The following is a 15392-nucleotide window of genomic DNA, read 5'->3' as shown; positions in this document are numbered from 1 at the left end:
TATGAACTTATTTCTTATATCATAAATGAACATGAAATTCAAAGCAATGTTACTTGGCTTGTCTGTGATAACTGCGTTGCCTGCCTTTGCGCAGAAGCCCGTGTATCTGGACACTGGTAAGCCTATCGAAGAGAGAGTGAAAGATGCATTGAACCGGATGACCCTTGAAGAAAAGGTGAAGATGATTCATGCACAGTCTAAATTTAGTTCGGCAGGCGTTCCCCGCCTCGGAATTCCCGAAGTATGGGCTACCGACGGTCCTCATGGTATCCGTCCGGAAGTGTTGTGGGATGAATGGGATCAGGCTGGATGGACAAACGATTCCTGTATTGCCTATCCGGCATTGACGTGTCTTTCTGCTACATGGAATCCCGAAATGTCGCATCTTTATGGGAAAAGTATCGGTGAAGAGGCGCGTTACCGCAAGAAAGACATCTTGTTGGGGCCCGGTGTGAATATCTACCGTACTCCCTTGAACGGACGTAACTTCGAGTATATGGGAGAAGACCCGTATCTGTCCGCCACTATGGTGGTTCCTTACATCAAAGGTGTACAAGAGAATGGGGTAGCTGCCTGTGTGAAGCATTATGCATTGAACAATCAGGAGTTCAACCGTCATACCACCAATGTGCAATTGAGTGATCGTGCTCTTTATGAAATATACCTGCCTGCTTTTAAAGCGGCTGTTCAGGAAGGTGGAACATGGTCGATTATGGGCTCTTATAATCTTTATCAGGGACAGCACGCTTGTCACAACAAACGTCTGCTTAAAGATATTCTTCGTGATGAATGGGGTTTTGATGGCGTTGTAGTGTCCGACTGGGGAGGTGTGCACAACACCGAACAGGCTATTCACAATGGCATGGACTTGGAGTTTGGTTCATGGACGAACGGACTGTCTGCCGGAACGAGAAATGCGTATGATAATTATTACCTTGCTTTCCCTTACCTGAAACTGATAAAAGAGGGTAAAGTAGGAACAAAGGAACTGGATGAAAAGGTTAGTAATGTCCTTCGTCTGATTTTCCGTACTTCAATGGACCCGCACAAACCATTTGGCTCTTTAGGTTCTCCCGAACACGGGCAAGCCGGACGTCAGATTGGAGAAGAAGGGATTGTACTGTTGCAGAACAACGGTAACTTATTGCCTATCGATTTGAATAAAGCTAAGAAAATAGCCGTTATCGGTGAAAATGCCATTAAGATGATGACTGTGGGCGGTGGTAGTTCTTCTTTGAAAGTGAAATATGAAATTTCTCCATTGGATGGACTGAAAAGTCGTGTGGGCTCAAAAGCAGAAGTAGTATATGCCCGTGGGTATGTAGGCGACCCGACAGGAGAGTATAACGGTGTGAAAACCGGTCAGGACTTGAAAGATAACCGTTCGGAAGATGAATTGCTTGCAGAAGCTTTGCAAGTGGCTAAAGATGCCGACTATGTAGTCTTCTTCGGTGGCTTGAACAAGAGCAATCATCAGGATTGTGAAGATTCGGACCGTGCTTCTTTAGGTTTACCATACGCACAGGATAGAGTGATTAGTGAACTCGCAAAGGTGAATAAAAACCTGATCGTGGTCAATATCTCCGGCAATGCTGTGGCTATGCCTTGGGTAAATGAAGTGCCGGCCATTGTACAAGGCTGGTTCCTGGGTTCGGAAGCCGGAACAGCTCTTGCTTCCGTATTGGTAGGAGACGCCAATCCTTCGGGAAAACTTCCTTTCACCTTCCCGGCAAAACTGGAAGATGTAGGGGCTCATAAATTGGGCGAATATCCGGGCAATAAGGAGGAACTGGCACAGTCTAAACATAGAGGAGATACGATTAATGAAATCTATCGGGAAGATATTTTTGTAGGTTACCGTTGGGCGGATAAAGAAAAAATCAAACCGCTGTTCCCGTTCGGACACGGATTGAGCTACACAACTTTCGCTTATGGAAAGCCTTCGGCTGACAAGAAAACAATGACAGTAGATGATACTATCTCTTTCACGGTCAATGTGAAGAATACAGGAACTCGTGAAGGTCAGGAAGTTGTTCAGCTTTATATCAGTGATAAGAAATCCTCTCTCCCTCGTCCGGTAAAAGAGTTGAAAGGTTTTCAGAAAGTGAAACTGGCTCCGGGAGAAGAGAAGGCGGTAACGCTGACGATTGATAAGAAAGCATTGAGCTTCTTCGATGATGCTAAACACGAATGGGTGGCCGAACCGGGTAAGTTTGAGGCAATCATCGGTAGTTCATCCAGAGATATTAAAGGTACTGTACCATTTGAGTTGAAATAGGTAGATGTTTGGTTAGAGATTTTTTTAAGGAGATGACAGAGAGTCTGGGTACTCGGAAAACGCTAAGTGATTGCAACAAATCGACCTAGCGTTTTTTTATTGCCTAATTTTCCCAGCGTTTGCAAAAAAATAGTAAGAAAGTAGTCGTTTCGCTTGGTAAAGTGTTGTATCAGAAGTAATTTTGGGAAAAATAACAATTAAGGTAACCTAATTATGGAAAAAGGTATTTGGCTGGAAATAGAGGAACTGTATAAGGAGTTTCAGCAACTCGGTATCAGTCAGTCGGTGGACTATGAGAAGTACTACCTCTATTCTCTTATTACCCATTCTACAGCCATTGAGGGTTCTACACTAACCGAAATGGATGCACAGCTTCTTTTCGATGAAGGTGTAACAGCTAAAGGAAAGCCGTTGGTATATCATCTGATGAATGAGGACTTGAAGAAAGCATACGAGCTTGCTAAAAAGGAAGCGCAACGCAATACTGTTATAACTCCTGCTTTTTTGCAGAAGTTAAACGCTACTTTGATGCGGACAACAGGGGGAAGGCATAATACAATAGGCGGCTCTTTCGATTCTTCCAGAGGTGAGTTCCGTTTGTGTGGCGTTACGGCTGGTGTAGGTGGGCGTTCTTATGTGGGTTATCAAAAAGTACCTGTTAAAGTAGAAGAACTTTGTTTCTTGTTGCAGGAACGGCAAAAGAATGTGGAAACGTTCCGTGAACAATACGAATTAAGTTTTAATGCTCACCTCAATTTAGTGACTATTCATCCTTGGGTGGATGGCAACGGGAGAGCAGCTCGCTTATTGATGAACTATATTCAATTCTGCTATCATCTTTTCCCCGCTAAGATTTTTAAGGAGGATAGGGCAGATTATATCCTTTCTTTACAACAGGCGCAAGATGATGAAACCAACCAGCCTTTTTTGGATTTCATGGCGGTGCAATTGAAAAAATCACTGTCTTTGGAAATTCAAAAATATAAAGCTTCTCACGATAAAGGATTTAGTTTTATGTTTTAATCTTGTAGGGCTTCTTTTGATAAGACTTCCACCCATTGTATATTGTGTTGTTTTTCATTAACGAAATCACCATTACAGTAACGGCGGTTGCATTTATTAATATCGAACTTATGTAATTCTCTAATAGTTTTAAATAAAGGTTCATCAGTTTCACCGTTAGCTGAATAGTTATAGACCAGATATTTATGGTGGAAGAGGTACATAAAATAATAAAGAATCATCCTTCACACTCTTCACTGTTCTTTTTATATGCCATAAGCTAAAGTAAATATGCTATAAGCAAAAACGAATATGCTATCAGCTAAAATTAATAAGCTCATAGCAAACGCTCCATCAAGTATTAACATTTGAGCTATCGACTATTAATACTTTGTATTTAGGCTATTAATACTTGAGTTGTTGGCTATATATACCCAAGACGCACGATATATATATCCAACGTGTTAGATCTATATGACCAATACATTGGATCTATATGCCCAACAAATAGGGTGTATAGACCCTTAATCTATACGATATAAGCGTCTTTTAGTCTGGTTATTTGAAAGAAAGAGAAACAATCTTGTTAATATCTGCTAAGGAGCTATATCGATAAAAAGCTATCTAAACTTGGGGGCTTACTAGTTCTTCGTTAACAATCTTAAAGCTTATAAGAAGTCTCTCTTTCGAGTGCAAAACTAAAAGACGCTTACTTTTATTTTGTGAAGGAGGTGAAGGATGATTCTTTATTATTTTATGTACCTCTTTCACCATAAACATCTGATTTATACTCATTCAACTAAAGGTGAAACCGGTGAACCTCCTAAATGAATTTTATAGTTACAAGTAGCTTTAGAAGATTTTGTCTTTTGCTGATCGCTGTAAACTTCAATTTATATTGATTTTCTTTTCTCTTTTCTGATTTTATATTCTATCTTTGCAATGCTCTTTATCAAAATCCACAGCAGGGGAACCTGCTGTATCAATGTGGCAGGCTTTTTTATGCTTGTCCTATCATTCTATATGGCGGTTTCGTACCCCCATGTAGGATGTTAATGCACCTACTGCCTGTTGTGGATGGTGAAGAGCAATGGGACAGGCGGAACCGCTTCTTTTATTTCTTAAAACTACCTTTCTGTATCGCCCCATTAAACTTAATTTATTCACCATTTAATTAAAATTCTTATGAAAGAAGTTTTAAGCAACCAGCAGGCCCGTCCGGGGGACGCGACGCAACTCATGCACGCTATCTTTTCATCCGATGATGAAATGATGTCTTTTTATCTGACCCTCAATCGTTTTATGAATCCTGAAAGCTATCTAGTGGAACGAACAGATCGAAAGAGACTGGAGGATTTAGCTAGTACGCTTTGTAGTAATGTGGCAGCCTTTGAAGCCATCCGTAATTATAAGTCGATAAGTGTGAAAGAGGTGATTAGAGGATTCGGGGCGCACATGATGAATACGCTAATCTCCAATACCAATCGTTTCCAAAGTGCCGATGCCGTGGGAATGTTAATGAATTGCATACTGAATACCACTAAAAACAGTTGGCAGTTTAAGAAAATGGATCGGAATAACGATATACATCTTCAAAATGTACGCTATTTGTTGAGTCGGCTGGATGCGGCAGAATCTAATGAAGAGAAGAACTGTGAAGAAGTAGCGATATAAACAGTTTTCTCTAAAAATTACTTAGGAAACGCAAATAGAGGGTATAAGAATCGGAGATAATGTATAGATAAAGGCAAATGTAACGTAACATAAAGCATCTGTAACCTGCCCGATAGAAAAGGAACACAAGACGTTGTGCTCCTTTTTTATATTGTTGTAACTTTGCTTTCAGATAATATGATAAAGCTGATTGTTATGAGAAACACACTTTTTGGGATTCTATTCCTTTTTATTTTGCCTCTTCAGGCACATCAGAAACTTCCGTATTTGCAGAAACAGGGAAGTACCACACAACTTATGGTAGATGGAAAGCCATTCTTGGTGATTGGCGGTGAATTGGGAAATTCTTCAGCTTCCTCTATTGAAGATATTGAACGTATATTCCCGAAATTGCAACGTATGGGGCTGAATACGGTACTGGTTCCTGCATATTGGGATTTAACAGAACCACAGGAAGGTAAATTTGATTTTACTCTGACGGATAAAGTGATTCAACAGGCTCGCGCGAATGATTTGAAGGTGGTTTTCCTTTGGTTCGGTGCGTGGAAAAACTCAATGAGTTGCTACGCTCCGATCTGGTTTAAGGAAGATTATAAGAAATACCCGCGTGCCTATACGAAAGCAGGGAAGCCCCTCGAAATAGCCAGTTCCTTTTCGGAGAATGTGTTTCAGGCGGATAGCCGTGCTTTTTCCCAATGGATGAAACACATTGCTTCTGTGGATAAGGAAGAGGGAACGGTTATCATGATTCAGATAGAAAACGAAATCGGAATGTTGGAAGATGCCCGCGATTATTCCAAAGAAGCGGATAAACTGTTTTATGCACCAGTTCCGTCTCTTTTCATCGACTATTTGCAAAAGAACAAGAGATCTCTGCATCCCGAAATGTTGGCAAAATGGGAGAGCCAGGGATTCAAGAAGAAAGGTACGTGGCAGGAAGTGTTTGGTGCAGACGTGTATACGGATGAAATTTTTATGGCCTGGTCGTATGCGCAGTATGTAGAACGAATGGCAAAGTTAGCACGTTCTATCTATAATATTCCGTTGTATGTCAATGCAGCAATGAACAGTAGGGGGCGGAAACCGGGAGAATATCCGTCGGCAGGACCATTGGCTCATTTAATAGATGTATGGCATTATGCAGCACCCAACATTGATTTTCTGGCTCCGGATTTATATGATAAAGGTTTCGTTGATTGGGTGGCAAAGTATAAACTGCACAATAATCCTCTCTTTATACCTGAAATTCGGTTGGAAGACAATGATGGAGTACGTGCTTTCTATGTGTTTGGTGAGCATGATGCGATTGGCTTTTGTCCTTTCTCTATTGAAAGCGGTTCGGATAGAGCAGATGCACCTTTGGTACAGAGCTATATTAAATTGAAAGAACTGATGCCTTTATTGACAAAATATCAGGGTAAAGGAGTGATGAACGGTCTTTTGTTTGATGAAGAGAATAAAGAACGAATACTTTCATACGATGATTTGGAGATTACCTGCCGTCATTACTTCACTCTGCCATGGGACCCACGTGCCCGGGATGGCACTGTATGGCCTGAAGGGGGAGGTGTTTTGCTACGTCTGGCTCCAGATGAGTATATCGTTGCCGGCAGTGGCTTGGTACTTGAATTTAAGAAACAGGGGGAAAATAAAATGAAAAGTTCACCGGCATTGGGCGAGGATGGTTTTGCCAGTGTGGGCGGAAAGGCATCAAAAACGGAAAATAGCTGGCAAGGTGGTATGAGAGCCGGTATCGGTTCTGTAGATGAAGTTAATGTGAACGAAGATGGTTCACTGAAATATATCCGGCGCCTGAATGGCGATCAGGACCATCAGGGAAGGCATGTACGTATTCCTGTCGGAGAATTCAGTATTTTACACGTCAAACTGTACGAGTATAAATAATGTGACGACATGGTGCACCTTTGTTGGCTACATACGTATAGAAGAGTGGAGTCATTACTTGCCTAGTACCAACAGACTTTCCGGTCCCATATTGAACAACAGGTCTATGATACTCAAATTAGGAAGAAAACCCAGTTTGGGCTCGAAAACCTGATAGTAAGGTTGCGGAATAAACTCTGTATCCACTTCTCGGAAATCCTTTTTGGGATGAATGACTTCCCGAAAATCGAATTCTCCGGGAGCAAACTCCATCTTATATTCGCTAGTACGCTCCATAGTGGGGTGAATATCTATCAATTCACAGACCATCCGGCATAGTTCTTCGTTGAAATCGATTAAAAACTCGTATTTCTTTTCGTAGAAGGGACGGAAGTCGTCCTTGTAATATTCAAAGAAAGGAGTACTGTTGTAGGCTGATTCGATGGCGTTCCAGTGCAGATGTCTCCAGTTGCCGTGGTCGGAGATGCGGATATCTTTCATCGGACACTTCAATGTGTCGGGTTTTACGGTTGGGATAGAAAGAGCTAATTCGCCGGATGGGCCGGCAATGGTGCACCGGTTACGATAGGTTTGTTTGATATAGTGGTCGTGTTGCTCTACAAACACTTTGTCATAAGCCAGAAGTTTGGTATAATATTCGACGGGAGCGAGATAAGCTGAAGATAAATAAGCTATTTTCATTTCTTTCATTTTAATACGTTTAGGGGGCTCTATAATAAGGATATTAATTAAGGATATTATTAAGGAGTTATTTCTTTTATGTTCCGGAAGATTATTTCACCGTTCTGAAGAAACGGTTCCATCGGTATCCGTCAAACAAGCCTGTCTCTTTTTCTTTGGAGAACCAAATGATGGAGGCTTTCCCGATGATATGGTCTTGCGGGACAAACCCGAAGAGCCGTGAGTCGGAAAAGTTGACGGTATTGTTAGATCCCATCCAATAGTAATCTTTAGTGAAATAACAGTGTTGTGTAGGTTTGCCGTCTACGTAGAGAGTGTCGTTCTTTATTTCTGCCTGTTTGCCTTCGTGCATCACGAGGGTATTCCGCAGTAAGGTTATGTTCCAGGGATAGACCCGGATAAATTTCCCTTTTCCGGGAACAATCAGCGGATTCGGTTCGGCATCTTCCCTGTTTGACAAAGGTTGGACAAAACTCTCTTTCCCATTCATTGCCTGTTCCAACAAATAATATTCGTAACGGCTGAAACTACGCACATGAGTACTGTCATTACTTCCCATCAATCCGTCGTTGGTGATGGAAAGAGTATGCATGAGTGAGGTAATCAGATTTTCTTTTGACGCGGGGTACGAATAAAGCCTTTTCTTATCCGGATTGAATTGTGCCTCTGGAGAAATAACGGAGAAAAGAGAATCGACCAATAATGTATCTCCCGGAACTCCGAGGCAACGGCTGATATAGATTTCCCGGCGGTCGATGATAGGTTCCCGGATTCCAGCCGGATTATTGAACACTACAATATCTTGTTGCCGTACAGGACTTTCGCACCAACGATGATAAGAAAAGAGCGACATGAAAGGAACTCGCAATCCGTAACTCCATTTGTTCACTAAGATACGTTCACCCTGGAAAATGGAGTTTTCCATACCGGTGGAAGGGATAAGGCAGGACGTAAAAGCAAATCCCCGGAGCAGAAGCACTACGACTACTGCTCCGGCAAATGCTAGTATCCATTTGAATTTACGAATGTTCATCAATATTTATCACCTTATCACTCTATTCTATCCGTACACTTATCAGTCTACCCACTTGAAGAGGCGGTTCCAGCGAATCTTACCGTCAAACCATCCACGGTCTTTGTCAAGCGACAGCCATACGACAATCGGCTTGCCCACTACGTGATCTTCGGGTACAAAACCCCAATAACGGGAGTCGGCAGAGTTGTGACGGTTGTCACCCATCATCCAGTAATAATCCATTTTGAAGGTATATTCATTGGTCTTTTCACCGTTGATGTAGATACCGTCCGGTTTCACTTCCAGCTTGTTGCCTTCGTAGGCTACGATGCAACGCTCATAGATAGGCAGGTTGTCTTCTGTGAGGGTAATGGTAGCTCCTTTGGCAGGAATCCAGATCGGACCGTAATTGTTGCGGTTCCATTTGGTATAAAGGTTCAGCGGATACATCTGTCCGGCGTATTCTTCCGGTTCCATTACTATTTTGCTGATTAGCTTTTTATTGCCAAGGAGAGTGTCATACATCTTTTTAGTCAATGGAAGATGATATACCGGATTCAGTTTGCCTTGCGCATTCCGGTTGTCCAGTCCCATATCCAATAATCCGCCTTCCCAGCCAGAGTCTTCTATCAGCATGGTGTCATCCTTGCTGATGCCTAATTCGCGGAGCATATCTTCCGGAATGTACGGGCCGGTAGTCTGTACGAAGTAGTTGAATTGCAGGTTTTCGGGGTTCTCAATCGCCTTACCGTCAATCATCACCTGTCCGTCTACAATTTGCAATGTATCACCGGGCAAGCCGACACAACGTTTCACATAATTCTCGCGACGGTCTACCGGACGCCACAGTACTTCACCGTAAGTACGCGGATTGTTTAGAATCTGTTTACGTCCGGCGTCATAGTAGAGGTCATAGATTGCACGTTGCTGTGAACGTGTCAGGCTATCCATTTCAATCTGTTTGGAGTAGATGCGTTGTCCTTCACCATAAGCCAGCGTATAGAAGTCCGTTGTCTGTTGGTAGTTCACTGCCACCGTATCTCCTGCCGGGAAGTTGAAAACCACAATGTCATTCAGCTTCACTTTGCCGAAGCCCGGTACCCGTTTGTATTTCCATTGTGGCCACTCAATATACGATTTAGTATTGAAGACAGGCAGCGTATGTTGTGCCAACGGCATAGAAAGGGGAGTGTTCGGTACGCGGGGACCGTAGCTCATCTTGCTTACATACAGGAAATCGCCTACCAGCAATGATTTTTCCAGCGAAGAGGAAGGAATCTGGTAATTCTGGAAGATGTAGATATTGACGAAGTAGACGGCAACCAACGCAAATACGATGGCATCCACCCAACTCATCACACTGCGGACAGCCGGATTCTTCGACTTCTTCCAAAAAGACCAAGGTATTTTCTTTGTGATATAAATATCGAAAATGAAAGGAACAACAATCAATCCCCACCAACTCCGTACCCAGAGGAGGAAGACGAGGTAAAGTAGAATAGCAATGGCACATTTGATCCATTGTGCGCGTGTGGCTTGTCTCATAATGTTATATTTGTTTAGAACTAGCTTCTGAAATCTTAGTCGTTCAAGAATGGGAATAAATCACTCATGCCCAAAAAACCTTCGTGTGTGGCAGTATATTCGGCTGCCAGTACGGCTCCCAATACAAATCCGCCACGACTTTTGGCATCATGCGTGATAGTTATGCTGTCTACATCAGATTCATAGCGAATGGTATGAAGGCCGAACACTTCTCCTTCGCGGATAGAGGCGATAGGAAGTTCATTTGGGGCGCAATCGTTGGTTCCGCTAATGGTTCCGTCCGGTGCAAGGAAAGTGCCTTTCACCCATTTGTCCTTACGGTCCAGCTTTTCCAGAATACCTTCCGCCAATGTAATGGCTGTTCCGCTGGGAGCATCCAGTTTGTGGATATGATGTGTCTCGCTCATGGTGACATCATAAGCAGGGAACTGATTCATGATTTTAGCCAGATACTTGTTGAGAGCGGAGAAGATGCTGACTCCCAGGCTGAAGTTGGACGACCAGAAGAGTGTTTTGCCCTCTTCCGTGCAGAGCTTCTTGATTTCTTCGCCATGCTCGGCCATCCATCCGGTACTGCCCGATACCAGTTTCACACCGGCTTTGAACGCTTTCATATAATTGCTGTAAGCTACCATCGGATTGGTAAACTCAATGGCCACATCGGCCGATTTGAATGCTTCCGATTCGAAGTCATCCTGATTATTGATGTCAATGATGCAGACGATTTCATGTCCGCGACTACGGGCAACCTTTTCTATCTCTTTGCCCATCTTTCCGTAACCGATCAGTGCTATTTTCATTGTTTTCTGACTTATATTCAAAATAATAGTCGCAAAGATAAGATTTTTATTACATTTGCAGCGCACATTAACGTCTTGTTAACATGGAACATCTTCTCCACTACGTGTGGAAACATAAATTATTTCCCCTGAAAGTACTGCAAACCACCAACGGCTTACCGGTAGAAGTGATTGACTCCGGTCTGCAAAACCCGAATGCCGGTCCCGACTTTTTTAACGCGAAACTAAAGATTGATGGTGCCTTATGGGTAGGGAATATAGAAATACATACACATTCTTCCGATTGGTTTCGCCACGGGCATGATTGCGACAAAGCCTATGATTCTGTGATTCTCCATGTGGTGAGCGAGGCGGATACGGAAATAACCCGTACCAACGGTGAACAGATACCACAACTATTGCTGACTTGTCCGGAAAATGTGCAATCCCATTATCATGAACTTTGCGTAGCCGATCATTATCCGGCTTGCTATCCTATCCTTGCTTCTCTTCCCAAACTTACCATCCATTCCTGGCTGACCGCTTTGCAAACAGAGCGTTTGGAGCAGAAAGCACAGTTAATCATGCAGCGTCTCGAACTTTGCAACAATAATTGGGAAGATGCTTTCTTTATCACCCTTGCCCGTAATTTCGGTTTCGGCTTGAATGGAGATACTTTTGAAACGTGGGCGGGATTGTTGCCATTTCGTGCGATGGATAAGCACCGGAATGATTTGTTTCAGATAGAGGCTTTTTTCTATGGCTTGGCGGGATTGTTGGAAGAAACGTTTCTGAAAAAGGAACAGGAAGACGAGTATAGTATTCGTCTTTGCAAAGAGTTTCGTTATTTGCAGCGAAAATTTGAAATCGGGCAGGGGATGGATGCTACTTTATGGCGTTTTCTACGGCTTCGTCCGGAAAACTTTCCGCATATTCGCTTGGCGCAGTTGGCCTATCTCTATCAGAAAGGAGATAGGCTGTTTTCACGTTTACTGGAAGCGGATACTCTGACGGATGTGAGAGCTTTACTGGATACACGTACGTCTTCCTATTGGGAGAATCATTATTTATTCGGGCGACTTTCTTCACAAAAGGAAAAGACGATGGGAGAGCGTTCCAAGGATTTGATTATCATTAATACAGTGGTTCCTTTTCTTTATACTTACGGATTGCATAAGGCAGATGAACGAATGTGTGAACGTGCCGGACGTTTTCTGGAAGAATTGAAGGCGGAGAGCAATCATATTATCCGTTCGTGGAGTGATGCCGGGCTTCCGGTTGTCAGTGCGGCGGATAGTCAGGCATTGATACAGTTGCAAAAAGAGTACTGTGATAAGCGAAAGTGTCTGTACTGTCGCTTCGGTTATGAATATTTGAGGAAAAAGTAGCTTCGAAAAAAAGGCTTTGGTCGATGAAATATGTATAATTTTACCACGTTAGTGTATTTTTCTATGTATACGTTTTTTTATTTTATCACTATCTTTACATTGTGCAATAAACAAAACATCTTATAGAAAGAACAATATTATGAATAAAATTATTAGCCTTTTCATTGCTGTATTTTTTAATGTATATACTTCTGCTCAGATAAATGCAGGAAGTACCAAAGAATCTTTAATGACTCTTGACGAGATGCCATCATGGATTTTAAGTAATATTCAATTTCCTCAAGAAGCGTACAAATATGGAATAGCTGGCATTGAACAAGTTTGTATTAGTGCATCTTGGGATGGAAAAGTTTTCATAACAAGCATACTGAATACATTAAATCCTGCTTTTGAGAAAGAAATTATGGATGTCATAAGTAAAGCTCCTCGATGTCGATATAATGGAAGTCAACCTAAAGATATATATAAATATATGCTAATTGATTTTCATCAATATATTCCTGAAGATAAACGGGAACAAATACAACAAGTAACTATGCATATTCCACCGCGTTTATCGAATATTCCTACGAGTCCTTTTAATAGCAGGGACAAGTTTGTTCAATGGATACACAACAATATTCAAATACCATCAACACTGAAATGTTATTCAGATACATTACTTTTTCAGTATACAATAACTAAAAAAGGAAAGGTAAATAATATATCTATATTACAGTGTAAGAATGATATTGTAAAATGTGCGATAGAGGATTTATTAAAAAAATCTCCTAAATGGGAACCGGCCATTGCTGATAGAACAACTCCAATTGATGTTACTATATGTGATAAGATTATTATAAAAACCGATAATGATGGAATGCTTTTGCCATTAATAGTGTATCGTGATGATGTTTTTTGTAATACAAGAAGCAAACCAACTGATCCGGATATGATCGTTTTTAATCCAGAAATAAAGGCAAAATACAATGAAGAGGGTAATTTCTTGAAAAATATTATGTGTGATGTTATAGTTGATAAAAAAATGGTTCTGAATGGCTCGTTTGTTATAGAAAAGGATGGTACGACTAGTCATATAGAAATTTCAAACAGTCCGGACGCGGAAACTGATAGTATTGTAACAGAAGCTATCGCTCGAACAAAATGGATCGCTGCGATGCAAGGAGAAAGCGCAGTACGAACGATTTATTCATTTGGGGTAAATAAGCAACCGCGAAAACAAAATCAATCCAGTAAGTATTCTTATTATGATATTTTCGGTAAATATTTTATAGCCCTCCAAGCTAATCCGATGCGTACGTCATATAGATTCATTCAGGGGGATGGAACGATACAGAACTATCCATTTAATAATCAAGGACTGTTTGACTATAAGGCTTATTACCAAGGAATGTTATATTACTACAAAAATATGGCCGGAAAGAATAGTAATATTTCAAGAGATTATTTTGATAAACTCTATAAAATGTATGCGGGATATTAAAAGAAAAGATTTGTGCAAAAAGACAATTTCAAGGAAAAAAATTTAGTCCCCAATATTAGATATTGCGGTCTCTATCAAGGAAGCCAAAGTCTGCTTATAGACTTTCTTCAGTAATCTAATGGGTTACAGATGGCAGATGTGTGATAGCTGACTTGTACTGTGGTAGATACTTATTGTGTTTTCTTTATATTCTTTTCTTTATGAAGAAACTCTAAAATTTCAGCTTCCATTCGTAAAGCTTTTGTTCCTTTTTTCTTTATCGGTTGTTTTAAAAGATAATTTCCCATGTCGATGGCTGCATTTATATTTCCTTTGTCTATATAAAGCTGGAATAATTTGTACGAAGGAGTGATATGATGTGGAATCATGGCAGCAGCCGTTTGATAGCATGCTTCAGCTTGAGCGTAATCTCTTTTTTGTTTCCAAAAATCTCCCATCTTGATATATAGTTCACTATTAGGAGCAATTCGGGCAGCTGTTTGTAATATTTGTGGTTTTGTATTTAAAGGATAATCTTCCAAACTACTTTTTGAGTAGATGTACATTAACTGTGGATTATAACAAAATAATGGGTATAATGTGGATAGTTGAGAATGGGCTTCTTCGGATATTTTATTTTTATCCACTATCCTGATAATTGTGGTAAAAGTTTTATGGTAAATATGATAGGACCAGATTGATATACATATAATAGAGATGGAGGCTATACTTCTAACGATGTATTTTGCTAAAATAGATATTGTAAACACTTTTATGGTTTTGCTTTTCATCATTCCTATTATGCTGATGAATAATATTTCTAATGGAAAAACCTGGCCAGGATAAGAAAAAAAAGAGAAGACTAGGAAAGTGGTTAAGGCGGATTTCAGACAATGGTCAGTATTATTCTTTTCTTTATAACTAAATAATGCATAAAACAACCATGAAACAACAACTAATCCAACTATTCCCTGTTCTGCTGTTATATATAAAAATTCGTTGTATGTATAAAAAATGTTGTCAGCTAATAATGTGTATGGAGAATTTGTAGCTTGTAAGAAATATTCAGCTTGGTAAAGCATGTAATTAGCTTGCCATCCTCCGGTCCCAATACCGAATAGAGGATAATCTTCTATCATCTTTATTGTGTTATACCATATTAGCAATCGGCCATCTGCCGAATCTCTTCTTATAAAGTAGATTGATATGATAAAAACGGTGATGATAAGCAGAAAACCTGATTTCAAAAGAGTTGGTTTGACTTTGATTGTATGTTTTCTTTTTAACCATTGCCATAGGAATATCATGCTTCCTACCAATGCAGCTGTCCACCCGGCGCGTGAACCAGATAATAGTAAACCATATAAAATAAAACAGGCTATCATGCAAAATGATAATGTTAATATACGATGCTTGTTTTGTATGTTTTCATAAATGAAAAAAATAGATACTATCCAGCATACTGCTAATAATCCGCCTAATGGTCCTGGATTTCCAAACGTTCCTGTGATTCCGAAATCATGATGATTGCTCTCTAAATAATTCACTTTTTGAAGTGTTGAAATGATTACTTCGGTAATTCCCCAAATACAGACTATGTATAATAGGCAATAGCACTGTCGTTTTGGCATAATGCGTATACACGTATATATAAGGCATAATA

Annotated in this window: 11 protein-coding genes; 6 read left to right on the top strand and 5 right to left on the bottom strand. The window is 40.7% G+C overall.

All coding sequences use genetic code 11. The annotated features are described in order from the left end of the window. The first annotated feature begins 25 nt into the window (after nucleotides 1–25). The 4 genes from N5O98_RS02800 (at nucleotide 26) to N5O98_RS02785 (ending at nucleotide 6859) form a co-directional block, all read left to right on the top strand. Nucleotides 26–2278, top strand: a complete 2253-nt coding sequence (locus N5O98_RS02800) for a glycoside hydrolase family 3 C-terminal domain-containing protein (RefSeq protein WP_008770461.1) — start codon at nucleotides 26–28, stop codon at nucleotides 2276–2278. Between the two features lie 213 nt (nucleotides 2279–2491). Continuing rightward, the gene (locus N5O98_RS02795; protein ID WP_004309893.1) at nucleotides 2492–3301 is read left to right on the top strand and encodes a Fic family protein; all 810 of its coding nucleotides are present in this window, start codon (nucleotides 2492–2494) and stop codon (nucleotides 3299–3301) included. Nucleotides 3302–4465: 1164 nt separating this feature from the next. Further along, a complete protein-coding gene (locus tag N5O98_RS02790) occupies nucleotides 4466–4954 on the top strand; it encodes a hypothetical protein (RefSeq protein ID WP_004310328.1) in 489 nt (162 codons plus the stop codon). Between the two features lie 195 nt (nucleotides 4955–5149). Continuing rightward, a complete protein-coding gene (locus N5O98_RS02785; RefSeq protein WP_004324264.1) occupies nucleotides 5150–6859 on the top strand; it encodes a GH35 family beta-galactosidase in 1710 nt (569 codons plus the stop codon). A gap of 54 nt (nucleotides 6860–6913) precedes the next feature. Here the strand turns inward: N5O98_RS02785 and N5O98_RS02780 are convergent, their stop codons facing one another. The 4 genes from N5O98_RS02780 to dapB all read right to left on the bottom strand — a co-directional run bounded on the left by N5O98_RS02780 (nucleotide 6914) and on the right by dapB (nucleotide 10900). Further along, nucleotides 6914–7549, bottom strand: coding sequence for a WbqC family protein (locus N5O98_RS02780; protein WP_004310330.1), 636 nt, complete (start codon nucleotides 7547–7549; stop codon nucleotides 6914–6916). An 82-nt stretch (nucleotides 7550–7631) separates the two neighbouring features. Further along, nucleotides 7632–8573, bottom strand: coding sequence for a signal peptidase I (gene lepB, locus N5O98_RS02775; RefSeq protein ID WP_004313835.1), 942 nt, complete (start codon nucleotides 8571–8573; stop codon nucleotides 7632–7634). Between the two features lie 42 nt (nucleotides 8574–8615). Further along, nucleotides 8616–10100 carry a signal peptidase I gene (gene lepB / locus N5O98_RS02770; protein WP_004307501.1) on the bottom strand — a complete coding sequence of 495 codons (1485 nt, stop codon included), beginning with the start codon at nucleotides 10098–10100 and terminating at the stop codon, nucleotides 8616–8618. A gap of 35 nt (nucleotides 10101–10135) precedes the next feature. After that, complete coding sequence (gene dapB / locus N5O98_RS02765; RefSeq protein ID WP_032856028.1) at nucleotides 10136–10900, bottom strand: 4-hydroxy-tetrahydrodipicolinate reductase; 765 nt, start codon at nucleotides 10898–10900, stop codon at nucleotides 10136–10138. Nucleotides 10901–10983: 83 nt separating this feature from the next. Here dapB and N5O98_RS02760 point away from each other — a divergent pair, with 83 nt between their 5' ends. Further along, nucleotides 10984–12267, top strand: a complete 1284-nt coding sequence (locus N5O98_RS02760) for a DUF2851 family protein (protein WP_118161194.1) — start codon at nucleotides 10984–10986, stop codon at nucleotides 12265–12267. 139 nt (nucleotides 12268–12406) lie between these two features. After that, complete coding sequence (locus tag N5O98_RS02755) at nucleotides 12407–13750, top strand: energy transducer TonB (RefSeq protein ID WP_004310334.1); 1344 nt, start codon at nucleotides 12407–12409, stop codon at nucleotides 13748–13750. A 170-nt stretch (nucleotides 13751–13920) separates the two neighbouring features. On the opposite strand, the gene N5O98_RS02750 is transcribed toward N5O98_RS02755, so the two are convergent. Next, a complete protein-coding gene (locus N5O98_RS02750; RefSeq protein ID WP_225483861.1) occupies nucleotides 13921–15276 on the bottom strand; it encodes an O-antigen ligase family protein in 1356 nt (451 codons plus the stop codon). Nucleotides 15277–15392: the final 116 nt, after the last annotated feature.

It is taken from the genome of Bacteroides sp. LFL-34 (assembly GCF_027257075.1).
Taxonomy (GTDB): domain Bacteria; phylum Bacteroidota; class Bacteroidia; order Bacteroidales; family Bacteroidaceae; genus Bacteroides; species Bacteroides ovatus.
The sequence above is the reverse complement of the archived record's forward strand: the minus strand, read 5'-3'. Positions and strand labels throughout refer to the sequence as shown.